The organism is Burkholderia sp. MSMB1459WGS, assembly GCF_001534535.1.
Lineage (GTDB): Bacteria > Pseudomonadota > Gammaproteobacteria > Burkholderiales > Burkholderiaceae > Burkholderia.
In genome coordinates, this window is sequence record NZ_LPMU01000057.1 from 39,151 (window position 1) to 65,949 (window position 26,799).

The following is a 26,799-nucleotide window of genomic DNA, read 5'->3' on the forward strand; positions in this document are numbered from 1 at the left end:
CAGCCCGGCGCGCGGCACCCCGCCGCGCCGGGCAGAAAGCGGCGATGACGAATCCGTCCGACGAGCCGAAGCGGCTCGAGTTCGATACGACGCCCGAGCGCACGCCCGGGCGTCTTGCGTTCGACGCGCCGGCCGCGCCTGGTGCGCCGGTCGCGCGTGCGTCGGCACGGTCTGCACCCCAGGCGCTCGACTTCGGGCCGGCGCCGGCGTCCGATCGAGCCGTGCGCACGGCGCCCGCCGATGCGGTCGGCCGCGCGCTGTTCGGCGAATCGAATCATCCGCAGCTCGAAGCGTGCTTCCGCGCCGCGCAGGCCAGCTTTCCGAATCTCTATCCCGATTACGCGTCGCGCATCGAGCGGCATATCCGGCAACTGGTGCCGTTGAAGCTCGCGACGGTCGCGACGATCGGCGACGGCGCGCTGGAGACGGCCGGCAACCTCGTCGAGGCCGTCGCGGCGACGACGCGCGAATTCAACGAACTCGGCGCGGCCGACATGATGGCGGGGCTGCTCGCGCAGGCGACACGCAAGGCCGGCATGTTCGAACGCTGGTTCGGTGCGGCGTCCGGCCATGTCGACTACCGCGCGGCGCTCGGCGCGCTCAAGCAGTCGCTCGGCTTTTTCCCGCGCCGTACCGAGGCGCTCGCCGCGGAGGTTCGCCGTGCGGAGGAGAACCTCGTGGTCGTGCTCGCGGCGCTGAGCGCGGTGTCGGACGTCGTGCGGGCGCCGGACGATTCGGGCGTCGAGCGCACGCTGTTCGACCGCCGCAACATCGTCGGGCAGGCCGTGCAGCAGATCCGGATGCAGCCGGCGCAACTGCGCGGGCTCGACGAGCGCGTGACCGACCTGCTGTCGCGCGCCGATCACCTGATGAACGTCGTGCTGCCGGCGGCGCTGGCCGCGCGGCCGTCGCGCTGAGCGAACGATACGAGCGCATGCGCTTCGGCGCGCGCGGTCTCGTGTCGGGCGCCACGGTTTCACGCGCGTGGCCGTGAGTCTGCTATCTTCCCGGGCATCTCATCGCTTTCCCGCCGATTCTCCATGACCGACCGCATCGTCGCCGCCTTCGATTTCGACGGCACCATCACGACTACCGACAGCTTTCGCCATTTCGTCCGCCATGCGGTCGGCACGCCGCGTTTCGCGTGGGCCGGGCTGCGGGCGCTGCCGTGGATCGTCGCGATGAAGGCCGGGCTGCTGTCGCGCGGCGACGCGAAGGCGAAGTTCGCATCGTTCGCGTTCGGGCCGATCCGCGAAGACGCGCTCGATGCGCAGGCGCGCAGGTTCGTCGACAGCTATCTGCCGAGCCTCGTGCGTCCGGAGATGCTCGAGCGCATTCGCGAGCATCGCGCGCGCGGGCATGAAGTCGTGCTGGTCAGTGCGTCGCCGTCGCTGTATCTGGAGAAGTGGGCGAAGACGGCCGGCTTCGACGCCGTGTTGGCGACGCGGCTCGCGTTCGAGCGCGGCGTCTTCGCCGGACGGCTCGACGGCGAGAACTGCTGGGGGCCGCAGAAGGTCGTGCGGCTGCGCGGATGGTGGGGCGACCGGCCGCCGCAGCAGTTGTTCGCATACGGCGACAGCCGCGGCGACAAGGAAATGGCCGAGCTCGCGAACTGGTCGTGGATCCGCGGGCAGGGGCCGATGCCGCCGATCGGCGATCGATGAAGCGCCGATGCGCTGACGCGCGCCGTCGGCGTTACGCGTCGACTTGCGCGGGGTGCGTGTCGCGAGACGGGCGATAGCCGCCCCAGCGATTCGCGCGCGCGAACGTGCCGACGTCGTTGAAGCGCACGCCGACTTCGCGCAGCGCCGCGTGCGCGGTGCGCGCGGTCAGTTGCCGGATGTAGAACGGATCGCGCACCACGAAGTGATGGATCGCGTGCGTGCTGCCGAAATTGAAGCAGAACAGCTGGAACGGCAGCATCCACCACGGGTTCAGTACCTGCGTCTGCTGGATCACGTTGCGCGAATCGATGTCGCCGAAATAGTGCATGTTCGAGCTGACGAAGTTGATGCAGAAGCTGCGCACGAAGTTCGGCCCGAGCCACACCACCGCCAGGAAATCGACGACGCGCATCACGTGCTCGACGACGGCCGGCACCGTCACCGCGTAGCCGAATGCATGCAGCGCGAACAGGCCGACGTGATAGACGACGAACGCATGCCATAGCGTGTAGTACAGGTGGCCGATCGGCATGTAGGACGACACCTGCTCGACGCGCAACTGCAGGCGCTCGGACGGATCCTGCACCGGCTGCGCGGCCACGTACTGTTTCACCTTGCGACGCATCGCGGCGGGCCGCAGCACGACGGCGAGCATGCCGTCCGCGATCATCAGCAGGCGCTTCACCCCCCAGCGTTCGCCGTTGGTGATGCCGAATTCCTCGAGATCCGATTCGCCGCCCGACACCTTGTGGTGATGCAGGTGCATGCGCCGGCGCGTCCACGGGTTGATCGTGCCGGGCCGCGTGAGCCAGCACAGCGCCATCATCAGGTGATACGCCCACGGCGTCTTTTTGAAGTACATCAGATGGATCAGGTCGTGCTCGAGCTCGTGGATCAGTGACGTGACGAACGCGGCGAGCGGCAGCGCGACGTACCACGCGATCGCGCCGCGCGCATACAGCCATGCGATCGCGAGCATCGCGCTCACCGACACGGCCATCACGGTCGCGCCGACGAGGTTCTGGTTGTCGAGCAGCGGAAAGCGCGCGCGGATCGCGTCGCTCGCGGCGTTGACTTCGCGGCGGACGTACGCGACCTTGTCGGCGTCGTTTCGAAAGACGGTTCGTGCGGGTAGGCTCATCGACCGGAATCCGTGCGGAAAGAGTAGGGCGCAATGCCGATGTGACAAGCATAGGCGCGTGGCGGAGCGCATGCGAGGGCCGGCGGTGCCAATGGTGGTGTCATTTCGGGCCACGTTGGCCGGCAATCCGCGGTCGATGTGCCGATACGTGGCTAGAGTGCCGCCGCGGTGTCATTGCGGGCCAGCGACGCTACAATCCGCCGAAACCGCCCGGAGTGAGCCGCATGGTCCCGTCCGTTCCGGATGCCGCGCGCCAGTTGAACAAGGCGACGGTGTCGTCCGCGTATGCGTTGTTCATGCTGATGCTGGCCGAGGAGCGCGGCATCGACGGCGGCCGCATTCTCGCCGGCTCGGGCGTCGAGCGCGACCGGCTCGCGCAGCCCGATGCGCGCATCACGCCGCTGCAGCAGGCGACGATCGTGTTCAACCTGCTCGATGCGACCGGCGATCCGTCGATCGCGATCGAGATCGGCTTGCGCAGCAGCCTGACGAAGGCGGGGCTGATCGGCTTCGGGCTGATGAGTTGCGCGACGCTCGGCGAGGCGATCGCGCTCGGCATCCGTTACCTGCCGACGCGCGTGCCGTTTTTCTCGGTGCGACTCGCGCAGCTCGACGGCATCGTCGACATCGATGTGTTCGAAGCGTTTCCGCTCGGCCGGCTGCGCCAGTTCGCGGTGGAAAACTTCCTGGTCGAGACCGCGATCCTGTTCAATTCGCTGCTGTATCCGACCCCGGGGCGCACGCTGCAGTCGCGTGCCGAACTCCACTTCGAATGGCCCGAGCCGCCGTGGTTCGAGCGTTATCGCGCGCGGCTGCCGCGCTGCCATTTCGATGCGAGCGCGAACCGCATCCGCTGCGACGCCGCGCTGCTCGACGAGCCGATTGGCACCGCGAACGCGCAGACCGCACAGATGATCGTCCAGCAGTGCGAGGCGGAGCTCGCGCGGCTCGGTTATGCGGAGAGCATCGTCGAGCGCGTGCGCAATCTGCTGATCTGCGACGAAGGCGGCTATCCGTCGGTCGACGACGTCGCGCGCGAGTTGCACGTGTCGGCGCGCACGCTCAAGCGCAAGCTCGCCGAATACGGCGCGACCTATTCGGCGCTGCTCGACGAGATCCGGCTGCGCGACGCGCTGCGGCTGCTGGAAGGCACACGGCTGCCGGTCGACGAGATCGCGGCGCGCGTCGGCTATACCGACCGCGCCAATTTCACGCGCGCGTTCAAGCGCTGGACGGGCGTTGCGCCGAGCGAGCGGCGCTGAACGCCGGGCCCGCATCGGCGTGCCGGCGCCCGCTCGGGCGCCGATGCTTCTTCAAGCCTTCCTGCCTTCAGACGATCGCGATCCAGTTCGCGCCGCGGCCTCCCGGCACGCGCGCGTGCAGCGACAGCGTGCCGTCGTCCGGCGCGATCGCATACACCGCCACGTGTTCCGACCGTTCGCCGCAGGCGACGAGCCAGCGTCCCGACGGATCGATCGCGAACCCGCGCGGCTGGGTTTCGGTGGCCGTCGCGTGTGCGGGCTCGAACGAGCCGTCTTCGTGGCGGCGATAGCAGAGCAACCGGCTCGACGTGCGCTCGCTGACGTACGCGAAACGCATGTCGGGCGTCAGGTGCAGATCGGCGGCCCACACGGACGGCTCGGCGGGGGCGGGCGGACGCGCATGGCCTTGCGCGAGGTCGGCCACGGCCGGGTGGCGCGCACTCACGCGTGCGTCGCCGAGCCGGCCGGTGTCGGTGTCGCGGGCGAAGGTTGCGAGCGTGCCCTGGAATTCGCTGACGACGACCAGCGTGCGGCCGTCATCCGCGAACCGCAGGTGACGCGGACCGAAGCCGGCCGGCACGCGCGTCTCGCCGTGTTCGACCGCGCGCAAGCCGGCGGCGTCCTCGACGAGCGCGAAGCCGAACACGCGGTCCGAGCCGAGCGAGCTGACGTACGCGAAACGGTCGTCCGGCGACACGATCACCGCGTGCGCGTTCGCGATGCCGCCCGCAACTTGCAGCGGCGCGCCGTCGCCGTCGCGCACGCGTGCCGCATCGTAGAGGCTCAGCGAACTCCCGCCGTACGATGCGCCGAGCAGCCAGCGGCCGCTGCGGTCGAGCGACAGGTACGCATGGCTCGCGTCGATCGCGGTCGTGCCGATGCGCGCGAGCGCGCCCGTGGCGGCGACGCGGAACGCGACGATCGTCGGCTGCTCGCCGCGCGTCGCGACGTAGAGCCGCGTGCGGTCGGCCTGCACGGCGATCGGCATCGCGACGTCGGCGGCGGGATAGCGGGCGAGCGGCGCGAGCGTGCCGTCGCCGGCGAGGGAGAACGTGGCGAGGTCGCCGTCGGTGGCATTCGAGACGACGACGGTCAGGCGGTCAGTGTTCGGCATGGCGGAGCATCGGGGCGTGCGTGAAGGATTCGTCGGCCGGCCGGCCGCGCGGCGGATCGCTGCGCCGCTGCGTGCGCGCGAACAGCGCGGCGACCGCGGCGACGAGCGAAGCGATCGCGAGCGCATACAGCCCGCCCGTGATCGAACCCGTATGTTGCTTCAGATAGCCGAAGGCCGTCGGCGCGACGAAGCCGCCGAGGTTGCCGACCGAGTTGATCAGCGCGATCACGGCCGCGGCCACGCGCGTGTCGAGATAGCCCTGCGGGATCGGCCAGAACAGCGACGCCGCCGCCTTGAAGCCGAGCGCGGCAAAGCAGATCGACGCGAACGACCACACCGGATCGGGCGACGTCGACGCGAACAGCCCGCACGCGGCGAGCACGAGCGCGAACGCGAGCCAGCGCTGCGGATGCTTCCATTTCGACGACAGCACCGCGAAGCCGTACATCGCGCCGATGGCGATCATCCACGGAATGGTGTTGTACAGGCCGACCTGGAAATCGGTGAGGCCGCCCATCTTGCGGATGATGGTCGGCAGCCAGAACGTGGCCGCGTAGATCGTCAGCTGGATCGAGAAGTACAGGAAGCAGAACAGCATGATCTGCGGATCGCGCAGCAGCGTGGTGGCGCGCACCGGCACGTTCGAGCGGACGTCGCGCGTGGCGCGCTCGTCGTCGAGCGCGTTCTGGAGCGCCGTGCGTTCAGCCGGCGTGAGCCACGTCGCGTCGTGGATATGCGATTTCAGCAGCAGCCAGCTCGCGCCGCATAGTGCAACCGAGAACAGCCCCTCGATGAGGAACATCCATTGCCAGCCTTCGAGGCCGAAGCCGTGGATCGACAGCAGCGCGCCGGTGACGGGCCCGGACAGCACCGACGCGAACGCGGAGCCGCCGAGGAAGATCGCCATCGCCTTGCCGCGCTCCTGCGGCGGCAGCCATTGCGACAGGTACAGCACGACGCCGGGGAAGAAGCCGGCCTCGGCCGCGCCGAGCAAAAAGCGCAGCACGTAGAACGACGTGTCGTTCCACACGAACGCCATCGCGGCCGCGACGATGCCCCACGTCGCCATGATCCGCGCCAGCCATACGCGCGCGCCGTAGCGCTGCATCAGCAGGTTCGACGGCACTTCGAACAGCGCATAGCCGACGAAGAACAGCCCGGCGCCGAGCCCGTACGCGGCCGCGCCGATGCCGATCGACGCTTCGAGATGGCGATCGACGAAGCCGACGTTCACGCGGTCGATGTAGTTCGCGATGAACATGATCAGCACGAGCGGCAGCACGTGCCACTTCACTTTCGAGACGGCGGATGCGAGCGGGTCGCGGCCGGGCAGGGCGGACGAGGGCGGGTTCAACGGTGTCTCCGGTCGGGCGGCGGACGGGGCGGTGGCCCCGCGTCGGCGTCTGGGTAGCGGTCTATGTAGTACGTCGTCGTATGACATGGTACGCCGGAGTATCGGGGATGGCGTCGCGGGTTTACCCGGAAATCTCCCAATGATGGTGAAGTTTTCGACAAGAGATGTTCTGCTCGAAACATCTGATGACGTATGACATCAAGCCAGTTGCCGTCGCGACGAGCGGTGCCCTCGCGGGAGGTCGTACCGCATATGAAGAAGGGCAGAAGCTCGGCGCGATCGCGTTCAACGACGCGCAGGCGACTCGCCAGCCGTTTGCGGCGGAGGGCGGCTACGTTCCATCGACGGATGCGCTCGCGGTTGCGGCAAAATACCTCGCGTGCGAACCCGGCGACGGGCGCGACGCTCGCCGCGCACCGCGGCGATTTCATGCCTTGACGACGGAGCAACGGATCATGCAGGACAACCAGTACGCGCGGCATGTGTTCGCGTTCAACGGCGACGCGGACGGCCTGTGCGCGCTTCAGCAGTTGCGGCTCGCGCAACGCGTGCAGGGCACGCTCGTGACCGGCGTGAAGCGCGACATCAGGCTGCTCGAGCGTATCGACGCGGGCGCAGGCGACCTCGTCACCGTGCTCGACGTGTCGCACGACCAGAACCGCGACGCGTGCGCGCGGCTGCTGCGCGACGGTGCGACGGTCCGTTACTTCGATCATCACTTTGCAGGCGAACTGCCGGACCATCCGCGCTTCGACGCGCATATCGACACGGCGGCCGACGTCTGCACCAGCGCGATCGTGAACCGCCATCTCGGCGGCCGGTACGCGCGCTGGGCGATCGTCGCGGCATTCGGCGACGAGCTGCCGGCGCTCGGCGATGCGCTGGCGCGCGAGCACGGCGTCGACGAAGCCGAGCGTTGCGTGCTCGCGGAACTCGGGCGCTATCTGAACTACAACGCATACGGCGAGTGCGTCGGCGATCTGCATTTCGATCCGGCGGCGCTCGCGGACGCGATGCTGCCGTGCATCGATCCGCTCGATTTCGTGCGCGAGACGGCCGTGTTCGCCGCGCTGCGCGACGGTTACCGCGACGACATGGCGCGCGCATGCGCGCTCGCGCCGGTGCGCGAGGTGCCGGGCGCGACGCTCGTGCGGATGCCCGATCTCCCGTGGGCGCGGCGCGCGACCGGCATGCTCGCGAACGAGCGGATGCGCAACGCGCCGCATGCGGCGCTCGCGGTGCTGTCGCCGCGCGCAGGCGGCGGGCTCGTCGTCAGCGTACGCGTGCCCGACGGCCGGCCGATCGGCGCGGACGAGTTCTGCCGCAGCTTCTCGACCGGCGGCGGGCGCAAGCGCGCGGGTGGCATCAACCATCTGCCGGAAGCCGAGTTCGATGCGTTTGCCGAGCGCTTCGAGGCCGCGTTCCGGCTCGATTGACGCGACGCATCGTAATGACCCGATCGGTCGGTCGCATCGGCGGCACGGTCGGCCCCGTGGGGCCGCCGCAGCGCGATGCGATGCGTTCGGTGTTGCACCGGCCGTGCGGGTGCGCGGTGTGCACGAACCGCTCGACGCACCGCAGCCGGAGAAATATGCCGCGCGTGCCGCCTTCCGGCAGTGCGATTTCCATCGAATTGAAGCGGATCGTGCGGCTGCACGCGGTGGCGCGGTGGCGTGCTGGCCGAGACGGCCGGCGTCGACGCTGTGCAGCGCAGCCGCGACAATACGCGTCTCTTTTTGCTTTCGCCATCGAGGTGCCTCCCCATGTCCACCCGGCAGTCCGTTGCCCCCGCGATCGTCTGGTTCCGCGACGATCTGCGCGTGACCGATCAGCCCGCGCTGACGCGCGCGGTCGCATCCGGACGGCCGCTCGTCTGCGTTTTCGTCGACGACACGGGCGCCGGCGCCGGGCCCGCGCTCGGCGGTGCGGCGCGCTGGTGGCTGCACGGGTCGCTGGTAGGGCTCGACACCGCGCTCGCGCGGCAGGGCGGGCGCTTGTTGCTGTTGCGCGGCGACGCGCAGCGCGAGATCGAGCGCCTCGTCGGCGATACGGGCGCGGCGGCCGTGTACTGGAATCGTCGCTATGCGCAGCCGCAGCGTGACGCGGATGCGGCGCTGAAAGCGTCGCTCAAGGCGCGCGGCGTGACGGTGGAGAGCAGCAACGGCAGCCTGCTGAACGAGCCGTGGGAGGTGCTGACGGGCAGCGGCGGCCCGTATCAGGTGTTCACCGCGTACTGGCGCGCGGTGCGGCGAGATCGCACGGTTGCCGTGCCGCTGCCGGCACCCGGGCGGATCGCGTTTCATCCATGGCCGAAGGCCGTGCGCGACCGCGCGCTGGCGCTCGACGCGCTCGCGTTGCGTGCGCATGCGCCGGACTGGGCCGGCGGTTTGCGCGATGCGTGGCCGGCGCCCGACGAGGCCGGCGCGCACGCGCGACTCGACATGTTTCTGACGACGTCGCTCGCCGGCTATGCGCAGGCGCGCGATCGGCCCGACCTTCCGACGACGAGCCGGCTGTCGCCGTTCCTGCGCTTCGGCAACGTGTCGCCGCGACAGGTGTGGCATGCGGTGCAGGGCGCCGCGAGTGCAGGCGGCGCGGCGTATGCGGCGCACGCCGACAAATTCCTCAGCGAGCTCGGCTGGCGCGAATTCAGCTACATGCTGCTGTATCACTTCCCGGCGCTCGCGACCGACAACTTCCGCGCGCAATTCGATGCGATGCCGTGGCGCGACGATCCTGCGGCGTTACGTGCATGGCAGCGCGGGCGGACCGGCTACCCGCTCGTCGATGCGGGCCTGCGCGAGCTGTGGACGACCGGCTGGATGCACAACCGCGTGCGGATGGTCGTCGCGTCGTTCCTCGTCAAGCATCTGCTGATCGACTGGCGCGCGGGCGAAGCATGGTTCCGCGACACGCTGGTCGACGCCGATCCCGCGAACAACGCGGCGAGCTGGCAATGGGTAGCCGGCTGCGGCGCCGATGCCGCACCGTATTTCCGCATCTTCAATCCGGTCGCGCAGGGGCGGAAGTTCGACCCGGACGGCGCGTACGTGCGGCGCTGGGTGCCCGAGCTTGCCGGCCTCGACGATGCGTCGATCCATGCGCCCTGGGAAGGGTCGCCGCTGGCGCTCGACGCGGCCGGGGTACGGCTCGGCGTCGACTACCCGGCGCCGCTCGTCGAGCACGCGGCCGCGCGCGCCCGGGCGCTCGATGCGCTGGCGGCGTTGCCGAAGCGCCGTTGACCGTCCGCTCCGGTTTGCCGCATCAATTGCAGAGCGCGACGTGCTCGAGCAGCGCGTACGCGACGCCCGAATCGAAATAGGCCGCGCCGCACCACGCGACGAACGCGAGCGTGCCGGCCGCCAGTGCCGCGCGGATCATGCCCATGCCGCGTTGCCCGATGCCGGGCGCGCGACACGCGCGTCGTCGATTGGCAGGTGCAGCAGCGCCGCGAGCACGCCGAGCCCGATCGAACCGATCCACAGCGGCAGGTACGAATGCGTCGCGTCGTACACGATCGCACCGAGCCACACGCCGAAGAAGCTGCCGAGCTGGTGCCCGAAGAACACGAAGCCGAACAGCGTCGCGATGTAGCGCACGCCGAACACCTGCGAGATCACGCCGTTCGTCAGCGGCACCGTGCCGAGCCACGTGAACCCCATCACGGCCGCGAACCCGTAGACGCTCGCGGGCGACAGCGGCACGGCGACGAACGCGGCCATCGCGCATGCGCGCACGAGGTACAGCACCGACAGCACGTACTTGCGCCGCAGCAGCCCGCCCAGATGCCCGCACGCGTAGGTGCCGGCCACGTTGGTCAGCGCGATCAGCGCGAGCGCGACGCTTGCGTGACGCGCCGGCAGCCCGTGGTCGAGCAGATATGCGGGCAGGTGCGTCGCGATGAACGCGAGCTGGAAGCCGCACGCGAAGAAGCCCGCGTTCAGCAGCCAGAAGCCGCGATGCGCGAACGCCTCGCGCACGGCTTCGCCGATCGACTGGCCGGGGCCGGCTGAAGCGCCGGCTGCCTGCGCGGGCCGGTCGCGCAGCAGCACGGCGAGCGGTGCGAGCAGCGCGGCGACGAGCGCCAGCGCGACGAACGCGTGCCGCCAGCCGATGCCGCCGATCAGTTCCTGCGCGACGGGCACCATGCAGAACTGGCCGAGCCCGCCGATCGCGCCGGCGATACCGAGCGCCCAGCCGCGCCGGTCGGGCGGGAACAGGCGGCTCAGCGCGCCGTAGATCGACGCGAACGCCGAGCCCGACAGCGCGACGCCGATCACGAGCCCGGCGCCGACCGTGAACAGGCCGGTCGACGCAGCATGCGCCATCGTGACGAGCCCGGCCGCGTACAGCAGCATGCCGGCGACGATCACGCGTACCGAGCCGAAGCGGTCGGCCACCATCCCGGTGAATGGCTGTGCGACGCCCCAGATCAGGTTCTGCAGCGCCAGCGCGAGCCCGAACGCTTCGCGCGACCAGCCGTGGTCGAGCGAGACGGGCGCGAGGAACAGGCCCTGCACGTGGCGGATGCCGAGCGCGGCGCCCATGATCAGACCGCCTGCCAGCACGGGCAGCCAGCGGCGCCGGACTTCCTGCTCGATCGGGGTCATGCGTGTCTCCGGATGAAGGCGCGCGGCGAAACGGCCGCGCTCGATCCCGATTAGACGAGCGGGGCGACCGGCGCTCAAGCGATCATTCGGTCAGGTTGACATGCGCAACGGGAATGCGAAGAGGGCGGCCGTTGCCTGCGCTCACGCGCATCCGCGCCGCGGGCTCAGGCCGACGTCGTATCGTGCGCGTGCATCGCCGCGTCGCATTCGGCCGCTTCGGCGAGTATCCAGTCGCGCACGTCGGCGACTTCGCGGCGCGGGGCCGGATCGTGCTGGAACAGCCAGTAGCCGTACGTTTCCGAGCGCGTTTGCGTGTGCGGCCCGAGCACCGCGAGCCGGCCGTCGGCGAGCATCGGCGCGACGAGCGCGAGCCGGCCGAGCGCGATGCCCTGGCCCGCGATCGCGGCCTGGATCACCTGGTCGTACTGGTTGAAGCGCAGCACGCCTTTCGGGCGCGCATCGCCGAGCCCCGCCGCGTGCAGGTGTGCGTGCCACTGCAGATGCGGTTGCGGCGGCCCGTCGAATTCGAGCAGCACGTGATCAGCGATCGCCGCCGCGCTCGCGACCGGCCGCGCGGCGAGCGCGGGATGCGCGACCGGCACGACGATCTCGTCGAACAGGCGCAGCGCACCGGCCGGCGCACGGTCGCGCGGGCAGTAGCGGATGCCGAGGTCGATGCCTTCGGCGCGCAAATCGAGTACCTTGTCGTTCGCGGCGACGCGCAGGTCGATCGCGGGCAGCCGCGCCTGCAACCGTCCGAGCCGAGGCAGCAGCCAGAGCGCGGTCACGCCGATGCTGGCGGTGATCGTCACGGGCTGGCGCTCGCGCACGGCGGCGAGCGACGCGACGGTGTCCTGCAGGCTGTGCAGCGCCGCATCGGCGACGCGGAACAGCCGCTCGCCTTCCGGCGTGAACGCGATCTTCCGGTAGCCACGCTGCAGCAAGGTGACGCCGAGATGCGCTTCGAGCGCATGGACCTGGCGGCTGACCGCCGACTGCGTGACGCACAGGTCCTGCGCGGCGAGCGTGATGCTCATGCGGCGGCCGACGGCGACGAAACCGCGGACGAGATCGAGCGACGGGAGACGGACGAGTGGCGTTGACATGCGCGTGGCTCATGCGAACGGAGCAGCAAGATTGGTTGAGAACGCGGCACGCGTCAAGTTCAATGGAGGCGGGTCGATCGCGGAAGAGGGGCTGAGTAAGCCTGAGGCGCCCGCCCGGACCGACCGCGAAGCATGGGATTCCAGTAAGCGCTAAAGCGCCGACTGGGGTCGACAGGAGACACGATGACGATTTCGAACGAGGAAAGCGGCGCGGCGCCAGGCAGCCGCGCGGCGGGCGCATTGCCGCCCGAGCCCGTGACGCTGCGCGCGGCCGACGGCTACCTGTTGCGCGGCCATGTCTGGCGCCATCGCGGCGGTGGCGTGCGGCCCGTGACGGTCGTCAATTGCGCGACGTCGGTGCGCTGCGACTACTACTTTCGTTTCGCGGCGTGGCTGTTCGCGCAGGGGCGCGACGTGCTCGTCTACGACTATCGCGGCATCGGCGGGTCGCGCCCGGCGCAGCTTGCGAAGCTGCGCGCGACCTGGCTCGACTGGGGCCGGCTCGATTGCGAGGCCGCGCTGCATTACGCGCGCGACGCGTTTCCGGGCCAGCCGCTCGATGTGGTCGCGCACAGCATCGGCGGCTGCGTGCTCGGCCTCGCGGCGTCGAACGTGCACGTACGGCATGTGGTGACCGTCGGCGCGCAGTATGCGTACTGGCGCGATTACCTGCCCGCCGAGCGGCGCCGCATGTGGTGGAAGTGGCATGTCGCGATGCCCGCGCTCGCGGCCGTGTTCGGCTACGTGCCCGCGAAGCGGCTCGGCTGGATGGAGGACACGCCGCGCGGTATCGCGCTGTCGTGGGCGCGTTCGCGGCCGCGTTTCGAGGATGGCTACATCGGCAGCGTGCTCGACGACGGCGCGGCGAGCCGCGCCGCGTTGCCGGCGCGCTTCGCGGGGCTGTCGGCGCCGATGCTCGCGATCGGCCTCGACGACGACGCGTTCGGCACGGTCGACGCGATCGAGCGGCTGGTCGGCTATTACACGGGCAGCAACGTCACGCATCTGCGGATCGCGCCGGCCGACATCGGCGTCGATGCGATCGGCCATTTCGCGTTTTTCCATAGCCGCTTCACCCACACGCTGTGGCCCGTCGCGTCGTACTGGCTGCGACACGGCGTGCTGCCGGCCGATGCGCCGGGCGCCGTGCATGCGCTCCACCCGGCGTCGCGCGGACGGCTGTCGGGGAGCGGCGCGCCGGGCAGGGCCGCGAACGGATGACCCGGCGCATCCGAACGTCACCCCGCTCTCGTGGCTTGCTTTCCGATCCGGCGGCAGCAGCCGCAGGCAGGCGCGATCGATTAACATCGGACGTTTCGTCTTAAAGCCCAGCGAGCTGCCGCGCGCCGATGTCCATTCCGTCCGATTCCGCTTCTCCCGTTGCAACGCCGCACGCGTGGCGCGTGCATGCGCTCGACGTGCCGCCCGCCGCGACGCGCGCCGGCGTGCGGGTCGCGCGCGTCGATTTCGACTGGCGCGTGCCGCTCGTGTCGCCCGCGTATGCGGCGCTGAGCGACGGCGAACGCGCACGCGCCGCGCGCTTCCTGCGGCATGAGGATGCGGTACGCAGCGCCGCGACGCGCGCCGCGCTACGCGACGTGCTCGGCGCGGCGCTCGGCATCGCCGCGCACGCGGTCGCGATCGTCGTCGACGCATCGGGGCGGCCGTCGCTGGACCGCATGCATCGCGCGGCGCTCGATTTCAACGTGTCGCACGCAGGCGATCATGCGCTGATCGCGTGGGCGCCGGCGGGCCGCGTCGGCGTCGATATCGAGGGCTGCAACCGCGCGGCCGACTGGCGCGCGCTGACGCGCGAAGTGTGCGCGCCTGCGGAGGTCGCGTATCTCGACGGCCTGCCGCCCGGCGCGCGCGAGCGCGAATTCATGCGGGTGTGGTCCGCGAAGGAGGCGCTGCTCAAGGCGCTCGGCACCGGCATCGTCGGCGGGCTGCGCGCGTTCGCGGTCGTGCCGCCGCGCGATGCCACGACGCCTGCGACGACGGTCGTCGAGCCGGCCGCGCCCGCCGCCGGCATCGCGGCGTTCGACGCCGCGTGGCTCGACGCGGCGCCCGGCTACGCGGCGTGCGTCGCGTGGACGCGCGCGTAGGCCGGGGCCGGCGCGCTGCGCTTACTCGAGCGGCGCGTCGTTCGGCGCCGCATAGCGCGCCTTGATCGCGTCGCTCATCGGGAAGTCGAACGCCAGCCCCTTCGGCGGCACCGGCTTCATGAACCATTTGTCGTACAGCGCGTTGATCTCGCCGCCTTTCATCAGCTGCACGAGCGCGCCGTCGACGAGCGCCTTGAACTGCGGATCGTTCTTGCGCAGCATGAACCCGTAGGCTTCCGACGATTGCGGCGTGCCGACGATCTGCCAGTCGGCCGGTTTCGCGGCGAGCTGGCGCACGCCCGCGAGCAGCACGTCGTCCATCATGTACGCGGCCGCGCGGCCCGATTCGAGCGTGAGGCGTCCTTCGCCGTAGTCCTTTGCGCTGATGATCTGCATGTTCATCTTCTTTTCCTCGTTCATCTTGCGCAGCAGGCGTTCGGATGTCGTGCCCTGGTTCGTCACGACCGTCTTGCCGGCGAGATCGGGGAAGTCGCGGATGCCCGAGTTCGTGCGCGTGAGCAGGCGCGTCGTCGCGACGAAGAAGGTGGTCGAGAACGCGACCTGCGCATGGCGCGCGGCGAGATTGGTCGTCACGCCGCATTCGAGATCGACGGTGCCGTTCTGCACCAGCGGAATGCGGTTCTGCGAGGTGACCGGAATGAAGCGCACCTGCAGGTCGGGCTTGCCGGTGCGCGCCTTCACCGCGGCGATCACGCGGTCGCACAGGTCCTGCGAGAAGCCGATGACCTTGCCGCCCGCATCGACATACGAGAACGGCACCGACGTTTCGCGATGGCCGATCGAAATCAGGTTGGCCTGCCGGACTTTCTCCAGCGTGCCGGACGACGGCTCGGCCGCGAAGGGCGCGCTGCACGCGAGCGCGCACGCGGCGACGAGCAGGGGGCCGCCGACGCGGGCGGCGAATCGTGACGGGAAGGGCATGGCGGTCTCCGGAGCGAATGGTGATTCGTATGTTGCCAAAGACAAAATAATTGCAACATATGTTAATGCCCGGTTCTGGCGGGCCAGTCCGGCGGGGCTGCGGGGCATCAGGGAAACTCCCGAGTCGAAATCGGCGAAAAACGGGTTGTCTAGACAAGTTGACGTGGCTACACTTCAATCCATTCCGAACTTGTCTAGACAGGATTGCTCACATGATTACGTTGACCCCCGGCCACCTGACCCTCCCGCAACTGCGCCGGATCGCTCGCGAATCCGTGCAACTGAAGCTCGACCCGGCGAGCTTCGCGAAGATCGACGCGGGCGCGAAGGCCGTCGCCGACATCGCCGCGAAGGGCGAGCCGGCCTACGGCATCAACACGGGCTTCGGCCGCCTGGCGAGCACCCACATCCCGCACGACCAGCTCGAACTGCTGCAGAAGAACCTGGTGCTGTCGCACGCGGTCGGCGTCGGCGAGCCGATGGCGCGCTCGTCGGTGCGCCTGCTGATGGCGCTGAAGCTGTCGAGTCTCGGCCGCGGTCACTCGGGCATCCGCCGTGAAGTGATGGACGCGCTGATCACGCTGTTCAACGCCGACGTGCTGCCGCTGATTCCGGTGAAGGGCTCGGTCGGCGCATCGGGCGACCTCGCGCCGCTCGCGCACATGTCGGCCGTGCTGCTCGGCGTCGGCGAAGTGTTCATCCGCGGCGAGCGGGCGAGCGCGCTCGACGGCTTGCGCGTCGCGGGCCTCGCGCCGCTGACGCTGCAGGCGAAGGAAGGCCTGGCGCTCCTGAACGGCACGCAGGCGTCGACGGCGCTCGCGCTCGACAACATGTTCGCGATCGAAGACCTGTACCGCACCGCGCTCGTCGCGGGCGCGCTGTCGGTCGACGCGGCAGCCGGCTCGGTGAAGCCGTTCGACGCGCGCATCCACGAACTGCGCGGCCATCGAGGCCAGATCGACGCGGCCGCGTCGTACCGCGAACTGCTCGAAGGCTCGCCGATCAACCAGTCGCACCGCGACTGCGACAAGGTGCAGGATCCGTACAGCCTGCGCTGCCAGCCGCAGGTGATGGGCGCGTGCCTGGACCAGATGCGCCATGCGGCCGACGTGCTGCTGGTCGAAGCGAACGCCGTGTCGGACAACCCGCTGATCTTCCCGGATACCGGCGAAGTGCTGTCGGGCGGTAACTTCCACGCCGAGCCCGTCGCGTTCGCGGCCGACAACCTCGCGCTCGCCGCGGCGGAAATCGGTGCGCTGGCCGAGCGCCGCATCGCGCTGCTGATCGATGCGACGCTGTCGGGTCTGCCCCCGTTCCTCGTGAAGGACGGCGGCGTGAATTCCGGCTTCATGATCGCGCACGTGACGGCAGCCGCCCTCGCGTCGGAAAACAAGACGCTCGCGCACCCGGCGTCGGTCGATTCGCTGCCGACTTCCGCGAACCAGGAAGACCACGTGTCGATGGCGACGTTCGCCGCGCGCAAGCTCGCCGACATCGCGGACAACACGAAGCACATCCTCGCGATCGAACTGCTGGCCGCCGCCCAGGGCGTCGACCTGCGCGCGCCGTACCACACGAGCCCGAAGCTCGCGCCGGTGATGGAAATCATCCGCAGCCAGGTCGCGCACTACGAACTCGACCACTATTTCGCGCCGGACATCGCGGTGATCGCGAAGCTCGTCGGCGAGCGCGCGTTCGCGAAGGTCGCACCGTTCTCGTTCGCATCGGAACAGTAAGCCGATGAGCGCGCCGGTCTACCAGGAGATCAAGGACTTCATCCTGGCCCGCATCCACGCCGGCGAGTGGGAGGAGGGCGACCAGGTGCCGTCCGAGAACGAGCTGGCGCGCGAGTTCAAGGTGGCACGCATGACCGTCAACCGCGCGCTGCGCGAGTTGACGGCCGAGCAGGTGCTCACGCGCATGAAGGGCGCGGGCACCTACGTCGCGCGGCCGAAGTACGAGTCGACGTTGGTGGCGATCCGAAGCATCTCCGAGGAAGTCGGTGCGCGCGGGCATGCGTATCGCGCCAGCGTGCTCGGGCTCGACACGATCCGCGCCGACGAGGCGCTCGCCGACGAGATGCAGGTGGCCGTGCGCACGAAGCTGTTTCATTCGCAGGTGCTGCACTTCGAGAACGACGAGCCGGTGCAGCTCGAAGAACGATGGGTGAATCCGGCGGTCGCGCCGGATTACGCCGAGCAGGATTTCACGAACACGACGCCGAACCTGTACCTGATGCGCGCGGCGCCGCTGCAGCGCGTCGAGTACCGGATCGAAGCGGCGGCGCCGGCACCGGAGCGGCGCGAGCAGCTGCGGATGGACGACGTCGAACCGTGTCTGGTTTTACATCGGCGCACCTGGTCGCAGGGCGTCGTCGCCTCGGTGGCGAATCTGTGGCATCCCGGCAGCCGTTATCGCTTCACCGGGCATTTCTGATTCCTTATTGATATTCATTTTCCTTCGGGAGCAGTCGTCATGAACCATCCGAAACACATCGATCCCCGCCTCGATCCGACGCGCACGATCCGCGCGCCGCGCGGCAGCGAGAAAACCTGCAAGACCTGGCTGGCCGAAGCGGCCTACCGGATGATCCAGAACAACCTCGACCCGGAAGTCGCCGAGCATCCGCATGCGCTCGTCGTGTACGGCGGCATCGGCCGCGCGGCGCGTAACTGGGAATGCTACGACCAGATCCTCGCGTCGCTGAAGGATCTCGAAGAGAACGAAACGCTGCTGATCCAGTCGGGCAAGCCGGTCGGCGTGTTCCGCACGCACAAGGATGCGCCGCGCGTGCTGCTCGCGAACTCGAACCTGGTGCCGCACTGGGCCAACTGGGATCACTTCCACGAGCTCGATCGCAAGGGCCTGATGATGTACGGCCAGATGACGGCCGGCAGCTGGATCTACATCGGCAGCCAGGGCATCGTGCAGGGCACCTACGAAACCTTCTTCTCGGTCGCGAACCAGCACTTCAACGGCGATCCGTCGGGCCGCTGGATCCTGACGGGCGGTCTGGGCGGGATGGGCGGCGCGCAGCCGCTCGCCGCGACGATGGCCGGCTTCTCGATGATCGCGGTCGAATGCGACGAGACGCGTATCGACTTCCGCCTGAAGACGCGCTACGTCGACAAGAAGGCGACGACGCTCGACGAAGCGCTCGGCATGATCGACGAAGCGAAGCGCACCGGCAAGCCGGTGTCGGTCGGCCTGCTCGGCAATGCTGCCGACGTGTTCGCGGAACTCGTCGCGCGCGGCATCACGCCGGACTGCGTGACCGACCAGACGAGCGCGCACGACCCGATCAACGGCTACCTGCCGCAAGGCTGGACCGTCGCGCAATGGCGCGAAGCGCAGAAGGTCGATCCGCAGAGCATCGTGAAGGTCGCGAAGCAGTCGATGGCCGTCCAGGTGCGCGCGATGCTGGCGCTGCAGGAACGCGGTGCCGCGACGCTCGACTACGGCAACAACATCCGCCAGATGGCGCTGGAAATGGGCGTCGAGAACGCATTCGACTTCCCGGGCTTCGTGCCGGCGTACATCCGCCCGCTGTTCTGCGAAGGCAAGGGCCCGTTCCGCTGGGTCGCGCTGTCGGGCGACCCGGAAGACATCTACAAGACCGACCAGAAGGTGAAGGAGCTGATCCCCGACGATCCGCACCTGCACAACTGGCTTGACATGGCGCGTGAGCGCATCGCGTTCCAGGGCCTGCCGGCACGGATCTGCTGGGTCGGCGTGAAGGATCGCTATCGCCTCGGCCAGGCGTTCAACGAGATGGTGAAGAACGGCGAACTGAAGGCCCCGATCGTGATCGGCCGCGACCACCTCGACACCGGTTCGGTCGCGAGCCCGAACCGCGAGACGGAATCGATGAAGGACGGGTCGGACGCCGTCAGCGACTGGCCGCTGCTCAACGCGCTGCTGAACACCGCGGGCGGCGCATCGTGGGTGTCGCTGCACCATGGCGGCGGCGTCGGCATGGGCTTCTCGCAGCACTCGGGCGTCGTGATCGTCGCCGACGGGACGGCCGACGCGCACGAGCGTCTCGGTCGCGTGCTGCTGAACGACCCGGCGACCGGCGTGATGCGCCATGCGGATGCCGGCTACGAACTCGCGCAGCAGACGGCTCGCGAAGCCGGCCTGAAGCTGCCGATGCTCGGCCGCTGAGCATGACGGCGCTCGATCAGGCGCCGGCGACCGCCGCGCTGATCCGCGGCGCGGATCTCGTTGCGTCGCCGTGGAAGAACGGCGGCGGCGTGACGCGCGAGATCGGCGCGTTCCCGCCGGGTGCTGCGCTCGACGCGTTCGCATGGCGCGTGAGCGTCGCGGACGTCGGCACGGCCGGGCCGTTCTCGCGTTTCGACGGCGTCGACCGCACGCTCGTGCTGCTGTCCGGTACGGGCATGACGCTCGTCGAAGCGGGCGGCACGCGGCACGTGCTCGACGCACCGCTGGCCCGCGCGGATTTCGCGGGCGAGACGGCGATCGATGCGACGTTGCACGACGGTGCGACGCGCGACTTCAACCTGATGACGCGCCGTTCGGCCGCGCGCGGGTCGGTCGACGTGTGGCCCGAGGGCATGCACCGCATCGAGCGCGCCGATACCGTCCTGCTGTTCTGCGCAACGGGTGCGGTCGGCGTCGAGATCGACGGCGCGCACCACGCACTGCAGGAAATGGACACGTTGCGGCTCGACGGGCCGCGGCGTGCGTTTGACGTCGTCGTGAGCGGAAGCGGCGCGCTGCTCGCCGTCTCGCTCACCGTCGGCGAACGAGACTGAACGCATGAAACCGACTGTCTGGCATCACCTGAGGCTGTGTCCGCACGGCCATCCCGACGAGACGATCGACGACGCGGCGATTGCCGTCGACGAAACCGGCGCGATCGCGTGGCTCGGCGCGTTGTCCGCGCTGCCGCACGGCTATGCGCATTGGCAGCGCGAGGACTTGCACGGCGCGTGGGTGACGCCGGGCCTCGTCGACTGCCATACGCACCTCGTGTATGGCGGCACGCGTGCCGACGAGTTCGCGCAGCGCCTCGCCGGCGTCAGCTACGAGGAGATCGCGCGGCAGGGCGGCGGGATCGTGTCGACGGTGCGCGCGACGCGCGCGGCCGACGAGACGACGCTGTTCGTGCAGGCCGCCGCGCGCCTGCAGCCGCTGCTCGCCGAAGGCGTGACCGCGATCGAGATCAAGTCGGGCTACGGGCTCGATCTCGCGAGCGAGCGCAAGATGCTGTGCGTCGCGCGCCAGCTCGGCGAGCGCTTCCCGGTCACGGTCTACACGACCTTCCTCGGCGCGCATGCGCTGCCGCCCGAATATGCGGGGCGCGCGGACGCGTACATCGACGAAGTCTGCGACCGGATGCTGCCGACGCTGGCCGACGAAGGGCTCGTCGATGCGGTCGACGTGTTCTGCGAACGCATCGGCTTTTCGCTCGCGCAGACCGAGCGCGTGTTCGAGGCCGCGACGCGGCGCGGGTTGCCGGTGAAGCTGCATGCGGAGCAACTGTCGAATGCGGGCGGGACGGCGCTCGCCGCGCGTTACCGCGCGCTGTCCGCCGACCACCTCGAATTTCTCGACGAAGCCGGTATCGAGGCGATGAAGGCGGCCGGCACGGTCGCCGTGCTGCTGCCCGGCGCGTACTACTTCATCCGCGAAACGCAACTGCCGCCGATCGAGCTGCTGCGCAAGCACGGCGTGCCGATCGCACTCGCGACCGATCACAACCCCGGCACGTCGCCGCTCGAATCGCTGCTGCTGACGCTGAACATGGGCTGCACGCTGTTCCGCATGACGGTGCCCGAGGTGCTGCAGGGCGTCACGCGCCACGCGGCCGCGGCACTCGGCCGCGCGGATCGCCACGGCGCGCTCGAGGTCGGCCGCCAGGCCGATTTCGCCGTGTGGTCGGTCGGCTCGCTGGCCGAGCTGGCGTACTGGATCGGCCGGCCGCTGTGCGAGCAGGTCGTACGCGGCGGCACGACCGTGTTTCGCCGGATGAACGGATAAGTTTCGCGACGGACCGGGCCGGGTCGTGACGGCCCGGTCCGGCCGACGCTTTGCATGGGACCGGACCGGTGCGCAACGGCGCCCTCCGGTCGATCGCCGCGAGGCAGGCGCTGGGCGTGACGCGCGCGCCTGCCGGCCGCGGCACCGGGCCGGACGAGACGCTGACACGCTCGAGCCGGTCGATGAGGACTCGCCATGACCGATACCCTGTTGTTCGCGGACCATGCCTACCTGCCCGATGGCTGGCGCCGCAACGTGCTGCTGCGCTGGGACGCAACCGGCACGCTGACCGACGTGACGCCCGACACCGATGCACCGGCAGGTGTCACGCGTGCGGCCGGGCCGGTGCTGCCCGGCATGCCGAACCTGCATTCGCACGCGTTCCAGCGCGCGATGGCGGGGCTCACCGAATACCGCGCGAATCCCGCCGATAGCTTCTGGAGCTGGCGCGACCTGATGTACCGTTTCGCACTGAAGATCACGCCCGACGCACTCGCGGCGATTGCACGCTGGCTGTATGTCGAGATGCTCAAGTGCGGCTACACGTCGGTGTGCGAATTCCACTACGTGCATCATGCGCAGGACGGCTCGCGCTATCCGCGGATCGCGGAGCTCGGCACGCGCGTGGTCGATGCGGCGCGCGCGGCCGGCATCGGCATCACGATGCTGCCCGTGTCGTACCAGTTCGCCGGCTTCGGCAACAAGCCGCCGCGTGACGACCAGCGCCGCTTCATCAACACCCCCGACGGCGTGCTCGAACTGCTCGACGCGATGCGTCGCGCGGCGCCCGAACACGGCGGGCTGCGCTACGGCGTCGCGCCGCATTCGCTGCGCGCGGTGTCCGAGAGCGGGCTGCGCGTGCTGCTCGATGGGCTGCCCGACAATGCGCCGGTGCATATCCACATCGCCGAGCAGACGGCCGAAGTCGACGACTGCGTCCGTGCCTACGGCGCACGCCCCGTACAATGGCTGCTCGATCGCTTCGACGTCGATGCGCGCTGGTGCCTCGTGCACGCCACGCACGTCGACGCGGCCGAGACGGCGGCGCTCGCGAAGCGTCGCGCGGTCGCGGGCCTGTGCCTGACGACCGAAGCGAACCTCGGCGACGGCGTGTTCCCGGCGGTCGACTATCTCGCGCAGGGCGGCGTGATCGGCGTCGGCTCGGACAGCCACGCGTCGGTCGAATGGCGCTCGGAGCTGCGCCTGCTCGAATACGGGCAGCGGCTCGTGCACCGCGCGCGCAACGTGCTGGCGAGCGAGTCGCAGGCGCACGTCGCCGACCGCCTGTTCGATGCGTCGCTCGCGGGCGGCGCGCAGGCGAGCGGGCGGCGCATCGGTGCGCTGCGTGCAGGCTGTCGCGCCGACTGGCTCGTGCTCGACCCCGATCATCCGGCGATCGCCGAGCACGGCAGCGCGGCATGGCTGTCGGGCATCGTGTTCGCCGAGCACGGCGAGACGCCGGTGCTCGACGTCTACACGGGTGGCGAGCGCGTCGTGAGCGGCCGCCGCCATCGCGACGAAGCCGCCGCGTATGCCGACTACCGCGCCGCGCTGGCGCAACTGCTGCGCTGATGCGCAGCAACCGGCGCACGCCGCATGCGTGCGCCGGCAGACTCTTACACGGTGAGGCGACATGACTGAACAACCGGCTGTATTCACGTTGAAGCAGGGCACGCTGCCGCTGCTGATCTCGATTCCGCACGCAGGCACGTACATCCCCGACGACATCGCCGCGACGATGACGCCCGATGCGCGCTTCGTCGACGATTGCGACTGGCATCTCGAGCGGCTGTACGGCTTCGCGGCCGATCTCGGCGCATCGATCCTCGTGCCGTCGCACGCGCGCTACGTCGTCGACCTGAACCGTCCGCCCGACAATGAGAACCTGTATCCGGGGCAGGACACGACGGGGCTCGTGCCGGTCGATACGTTCGACAAGGCGCCGCTGTATCCTGCGAACGCACTGCCCGGCAATGACGAGATCATGCGTCGCCGCGATCGCTACTGGCTGCCGTATCACGACGCGCTGCAACGCGAGATCGCACGCCTGAAGGGCGAACACGGCCGCGTGCTCGTGTGGGAAGCGCATTCGATCCGCTCGCACGTGCCGCGTTTCTTCGAAGGCCGCCTGCCGGATTTCAACTTCGGCACGTCGAGCGGCGCGAGCGCGGCGCCCGGTCTCGCGGAGGCGCTGGCTGCGCGCGTGCTCGCGCATGGCGGCTATACGGCCGTCGCGAACGGGCGCTTCAAGGGCGGCTATATCACGCGTCACTATGGCGTGCCCGATACCGGCGTCGAAGCCGTGCAGCTCGAACTGTCGCAGATCACCTACATGGAAGAGACGCGTCCGTACGCGTACGACGAAGCGCGTGCCGCGCGGATCGTGCCGCTGCTGCAAACGCTCGTCGAAACCGCACTTGCGCATCGTTGAGTATCGGCCGCCTGTATGCGGCAGCGCGGCGCAACAGGGCGTCCCCCCCGTCGACACGTAGCAGGCAAGCCGGTGCAATGCACAAAACGGCATCGATCCGCGCGGTCGATGCCGTTTTTTTTCGTCTGATCGACGTCGTCATCGACACCTGAAAATTTGACGCAATTTTTAAGTGATATAAGCTGAATGTCAGGAAGTCGTCACGCGCGTACCGGCGGCGAGGCCATCGACGATGGCCGGACTGCGCCGGAATTCGCGCGAGACATCTTGCTCACGTGCCGCCACGCGGCATTGCGACACGTGTCCTGCCTTCATCAGTCAGTCGAGTACGATCGTGAAAGCCGCCAGCCCTTCGATACGCCGGACGCGAAGTCCGTCGGCGGGCGCGCCGCCTCAGGCCGGGCCGAACCGGCATGCTGATCGCGGCACGCGCGCCGCCCCGTTACGCGAGCCTCGCTTTTTCGCCATTTCCGATCGCGGCCCGCGCCGCTTCAATCTCGTGACCGCGCACGTGTTCAGCGCGGTGCAGTGCGACGGCAGCGCATCGTTGTTGCCCTAGCGTCCCTTTCCGCTTCCGTTCCGGACCGCACCGCCTGTTGCCGCAGCCTTCGCGCGGCAAGCTTGCGCCTGCGCTGGCGTTTTCGCTTGCGTGGCGCGATGGCGCGCGCGTGCGGCTCGTCCGAGAACCTGCATCGTTGTGCGCGCAAGCGTGTCGCGCGCCATCACCGGAGAGACGCCGATGCGTGCGCGACCGATCGTAGCCGTTACCGCCGACCGCATCCTGCGCGGTGCGCATCCGAACCACGCGGCGGGCGAGAAGTACCTCGCCGCCGTCGTCGACGGCGCCGGCGCGCTGGCGTTCGTGCTGCCCGCGCTCGGCGCGCGGCAGCCGGCCGATGCGATCGTCGCGGCCATCGACGGGCTGCTGTTGACCGGCAGCTATTCGAACGTCGAGCCGCATCATTACGGCGGCGCCGCGAGCGCGTCCGACATGCTGCACGATCCGGCGCGCGATGCGACCGCGTTGCCGCTGATCCGCGCGGCGATCGACGCGGGCGTGCCCGTGCTCGCGATCTGCCGCGGCATGCAGGAGCTGAACGTCGCGTATGGCGGCACGCTGCATCAGCGGCTGCATGCGACGACCGGCTTCGACGACCATCGCGAACGGCCGGACGATCCGCTCGAACGGCAGTACGGCCCCGCGCACGTCGTGCAGTTCGCCCCCGGCGGCCTGCTGCAGCGGGTCGCGCGCGGCGCGCACGAGGCGACGGTCAATTCGCTGCACGACCAGGGCATCGCGCGCTTGGGCGCGGGGCTCGTGATCGAGGCGAGCGCGCCCGACGGACTGGTCGAGGCCGTCAGCGTGCGCGGCGCGCGCGCGTTCGCGCTGGGCGTGCAGTGGCATCCCGAGTGGCGCTACGCGGAGCAGCCGCTGTCGCGCGACATCTTCGCGGCATTCGGCGCGGCGTGCCGCGCGCACATGACGCACCGCAATCATGCGGCCGGCGGCGCGACGCCTGCCGCATCCGACATCGACTGAACGAGGCCGATCATGCAACCCGAACTGAGCGAATTCCTGCGACAGCACCGTATCACCGAAGTCGAAGCGATCATTCCCGACATGGCCGGCATCGCGCGCGGCAAGATCATTCCGCGCAACAAATTCGAATCCGGCGAATCGATGCGCTTGCCGCAGGCCGTGATGGTGCAGACCGTCACCGGCGACTATCCGGAAGACGGCACACTGACCGGCGTGACCGATCCCGACATGGTGTGCGTGCCCGATCCGTCGACGATCTGCCTGATCCCGTGGGCGGTCGATCCGACCGCGCAGGTGATCCACGATTGCGTGCATTTCGACGGCTCGCCGGTCGAGATCTCGCCGCGCTACGTGCTGCGCCGCGTGCTCGACCTGTACGAGGCGAAGGGCTGGAAGCCGGTCGTCGCGCCGGAACTCGAGTTTTATCTGGTCGACATGAACGCCGATCCCGACCTGCCGCTGCGTCCGCCGGTCGGTCGTACGGGGCGCGCGGAAACGGGCCGCCAGTCGTATTCGATCGAGGCCGTCAACGAGTTCGATCCGCTGTTCGAGGACATCTACGAGTACTGCGAAATGCAGGGCCTCGATATCGAGACGCTGATTCACGAAGTCGGCGCCGCGCAGATGGAGATCAACTTCATGCACGGCGACGCGCTCTCGCTGGCCGACCAGGTGTTCCTGTTCAAGCGCACGGTGCGCGAGGCCGCGCTGCGTCACAACATGTATGCGACGTTCATGGCCAAGCCGATGGAAAACGAGCCGGGTTCCGCGATGCACATTCATCAGAGCCTTGCGGATATGCGCACCGGGCGTAATCTGTTCGCCGATGAAAACGGCGCCGTGTCGCCGCTGTTCCACAGCTATCTGGCGGGGCTGCAGAAGTACACGCCGGCGCTGATGCCGATCTTCGCGCCGTACATCAATTCGTACCGTCGCCTGTCGCGCTTCATGGCCGCGCCGATCAACGTGCAGTGGGGCTACGACAACCGGACGGTCGGATTCCGGATCCCGCAGTCGACGCCGGTCGCGCGGCGCATCGAGAACCGCATCCCGGGCGTCGACTGCAACCCGTACCTCGCGTTCGCGGCGACGCTCGCCGCCGGCTATCTCGGCATGATGCAACAGCTCGCGCCGACCGAGCCGATCGCATCGGACGGCTACGACCTGCCGTACCAACTGCCACGCAATCTCGAGGAAGGCATTTCGCTGATGGCCGCGTGCGAGCCGCTCGCCGGCATTCTCGGCGACAAGTTCGTGAAGGCCTACCTGGCGTTGAAGGAAACCGAATACGAAGCGTTCTTCCGCGTGATCAGCTCGTGGGAACGCAGGCATCTGCTGCTGCACGTGTGAGCGTGCGGCGCTGTTTGACGGAGAAAACATGACCGATCGAAACGAAGCTTTTTCGCCGCGCTCGACCGCCGATTTTCGCGCGCTCGACGCCGCCCACCACATCCACCCGTTCTCGGACATGGGCGCGCTCAATCGCGCGGGCAGCCGCGTGATCGTGAAGGCCGACGGCGTCTA

The 26,799-nt window shown here is 69.2% G+C and carries 23 protein-coding genes and 1 pseudogene; 17 read left to right on the forward strand and 7 right to left on the reverse strand.

Annotated elements, in window-relative coordinates; genetic code table 11:
* Positions 1-44: 44 nt before the first annotated feature.
* Positions 45-917: a hypothetical protein gene (locus tag WT97_RS21290; RefSeq protein WP_060354347.1), complete on the forward strand. Its 873-nt coding sequence runs from the start codon at positions 45-47 to the stop codon at positions 915-917.
* A 123-nt stretch (positions 918-1,040) separates the two neighbouring features.
* Entirely contained in the window at positions 1,041-1,664 is a 624-nt protein-coding gene (locus WT97_RS21295) for an HAD family hydrolase (RefSeq protein WP_060354348.1), read from the forward strand.
* A gap of 31 nt (positions 1,665-1,695) precedes the next feature.
* Here WT97_RS21295 and WT97_RS21300 read toward each other — a convergent pair whose 3' ends face one another.
* Positions 1,696-2,805, reverse strand: coding sequence for a fatty acid desaturase (locus WT97_RS21300; RefSeq protein ID WP_060354349.1), 1,110 nt, complete (start codon positions 2,803-2,805; stop codon positions 1,696-1,698).
* A gap of 224 nt (positions 2,806-3,029) precedes the next feature.
* Here WT97_RS21300 and WT97_RS21305 point away from each other — a divergent pair, with 224 nt between their 5' ends.
* The gene (locus WT97_RS21305; protein ID WP_059503999.1) at positions 3,030-4,067 is read left to right on the forward strand and encodes an AraC family transcriptional regulator; all 1,038 of its coding nucleotides are present in this window, start codon (positions 3,030-3,032) and stop codon (positions 4,065-4,067) included.
* Between the two features lie 67 nt (positions 4,068-4,134).
* Here WT97_RS21305 and WT97_RS21310 read toward each other — a convergent pair whose 3' ends face one another.
* Both WT97_RS21310 and WT97_RS21315 read right to left on the reverse strand, forming a co-directional pair.
* On the reverse strand, positions 4,135-5,181 hold the full coding sequence (locus tag WT97_RS21310) for a beta-propeller fold lactonase family protein (RefSeq protein WP_060354350.1): 1,047 nt from the start codon (positions 5,179-5,181) through the stop codon (positions 4,135-4,137).
* Entirely contained in the window at positions 5,168-6,535 is a 1,368-nt protein-coding gene (locus WT97_RS21315) for an MFS transporter (RefSeq protein ID WP_060354351.1), read from the reverse strand. Before WT97_RS21315 ends, WT97_RS21310 begins: the two co-directional genes overlap by 14 nt.
* 455 nt (positions 6,536-6,990) lie before the next feature.
* Between WT97_RS21315 and WT97_RS21320 the strand changes: the two genes are divergently transcribed.
* Complete coding sequence (locus tag WT97_RS21320) at positions 6,991-7,971, forward strand: hypothetical protein (RefSeq protein WP_060354362.1); 981 nt, start codon at positions 6,991-6,993, stop codon at positions 7,969-7,971.
* Positions 7,972-8,298: 327 nt separating this feature from the next.
* Entirely contained in the window at positions 8,299-9,777 is a 1,479-nt protein-coding gene (locus WT97_RS21325; RefSeq protein WP_060354352.1) for a deoxyribodipyrimidine photo-lyase, read from the forward strand.
* A 22-nt stretch (positions 9,778-9,799) separates the two neighbouring features.
* Here the strand turns inward: WT97_RS21325 and WT97_RS34985 are convergent, their stop codons facing one another.
* The 3 genes from WT97_RS34985 to WT97_RS21340 all read right to left on the reverse strand — a co-directional run bounded on the left by WT97_RS34985 (position 9,800) and on the right by WT97_RS21340 (position 12,251).
* Complete coding sequence (locus WT97_RS34985) at positions 9,800-9,922, reverse strand: hypothetical protein (RefSeq protein ID WP_031401989.1); 123 nt, start codon at positions 9,920-9,922, stop codon at positions 9,800-9,802.
* Positions 9,913-11,145, reverse strand: a complete 1,233-nt coding sequence (locus WT97_RS21335; RefSeq protein ID WP_060354353.1) for an MFS transporter — start codon at positions 11,143-11,145, stop codon at positions 9,913-9,915. Before WT97_RS21335 ends, WT97_RS34985 begins: the two co-directional genes overlap by 10 nt.
* 164 nt (positions 11,146-11,309) lie before the next feature.
* Positions 11,310-12,251, reverse strand: coding sequence for a LysR substrate-binding domain-containing protein (locus WT97_RS21340; protein ID WP_059503991.1), 942 nt, complete (start codon positions 12,249-12,251; stop codon positions 11,310-11,312).
* Between the two features lie 183 nt (positions 12,252-12,434).
* Here WT97_RS21340 and WT97_RS21345 point away from each other — a divergent pair, with 183 nt between their 5' ends.
* The gene (locus WT97_RS21345; RefSeq protein ID WP_060354354.1) at positions 12,435-13,472 is read left to right on the forward strand and encodes an alpha/beta fold hydrolase; all 1,038 of its coding nucleotides are present in this window, start codon (positions 12,435-12,437) and stop codon (positions 13,470-13,472) included.
* Positions 13,473-13,600: 128 nt separating this feature from the next.
* Positions 13,601-14,356, forward strand: coding sequence for a 4'-phosphopantetheinyl transferase superfamily protein (locus WT97_RS21350; RefSeq protein ID WP_060354355.1), 756 nt, complete (start codon positions 13,601-13,603; stop codon positions 14,354-14,356).
* 21 nt (positions 14,357-14,377) lie between these two features.
* Here WT97_RS21350 and WT97_RS21355 read toward each other — a convergent pair whose 3' ends face one another.
* A complete protein-coding gene (locus WT97_RS21355) occupies positions 14,378-15,298 on the reverse strand; it encodes a glutamate/aspartate ABC transporter substrate-binding protein (RefSeq protein WP_060354356.1) in 921 nt (306 codons plus the stop codon).
* Between the two features lie 212 nt (positions 15,299-15,510).
* On the opposite strand from WT97_RS21355, the gene hutH reads away from it, so the two are divergent.
* The 10 genes and pseudogenes from hutH to WT97_RS34235 all read left to right on the forward strand — a co-directional run.
* On the forward strand, positions 15,511-17,034 hold the full coding sequence (gene hutH / locus WT97_RS21360) for a histidine ammonia-lyase (protein WP_060035885.1): 1,524 nt from the start codon (positions 15,511-15,513) through the stop codon (positions 17,032-17,034).
* A 4-nt stretch (positions 17,035-17,038) separates the two neighbouring features.
* Entirely contained in the window at positions 17,039-17,734 is a 696-nt protein-coding gene (hutC, locus tag WT97_RS21365) for a histidine utilization repressor (protein ID WP_059578316.1), read from the forward strand.
* Positions 17,735-17,773: 39 nt separating this feature from the next.
* A complete protein-coding gene (gene hutU / locus WT97_RS21370) occupies positions 17,774-19,462 on the forward strand; it encodes a urocanate hydratase (RefSeq protein ID WP_059578320.1) in 1,689 nt (562 codons plus the stop codon).
* 2 nt (positions 19,463-19,464) lie between these two features.
* A complete protein-coding gene (locus WT97_RS21375) occupies positions 19,465-20,076 on the forward strand; it encodes a HutD family protein (protein WP_060354357.1) in 612 nt (203 codons plus the stop codon).
* Between the two features lie 4 nt (positions 20,077-20,080).
* Entirely contained in the window at positions 20,081-21,304 is a 1,224-nt protein-coding gene (gene hutI, locus WT97_RS21380) for an imidazolonepropionase (RefSeq protein WP_060354358.1), read from the forward strand.
* Positions 21,305-21,499: 195 nt separating this feature from the next.
* Positions 21,500-22,876 (forward strand): formimidoylglutamate deiminase, encoded by a 1,377-nt coding sequence (locus WT97_RS21385; protein WP_060035888.1) that lies wholly within the window; start codon positions 21,500-21,502, stop codon positions 22,874-22,876.
* A gap of 61 nt (positions 22,877-22,937) precedes the next feature.
* A complete protein-coding gene (gene hutG / locus WT97_RS21390) occupies positions 22,938-23,735 on the forward strand; it encodes an N-formylglutamate deformylase (protein ID WP_059503972.1) in 798 nt (265 codons plus the stop codon).
* Between the two features lie 739 nt (positions 23,736-24,474).
* Positions 24,475-25,275 (forward strand): gamma-glutamyl-gamma-aminobutyrate hydrolase family protein, encoded by an 801-nt coding sequence (locus tag WT97_RS21395; protein WP_060354359.1) that lies wholly within the window; start codon positions 24,475-24,477, stop codon positions 25,273-25,275.
* Positions 25,276-25,287: 12 nt separating this feature from the next.
* Positions 25,288-26,625, forward strand: coding sequence for a glutamine synthetase family protein (locus WT97_RS21400; protein ID WP_059503968.1), 1,338 nt, complete (start codon positions 25,288-25,290; stop codon positions 26,623-26,625).
* A 28-nt stretch (positions 26,626-26,653) separates the two neighbouring features.
* Positions 26,654-26,799: pseudogene (locus tag WT97_RS34235) on the forward strand (aspartate aminotransferase family protein); the annotation flags it as partial.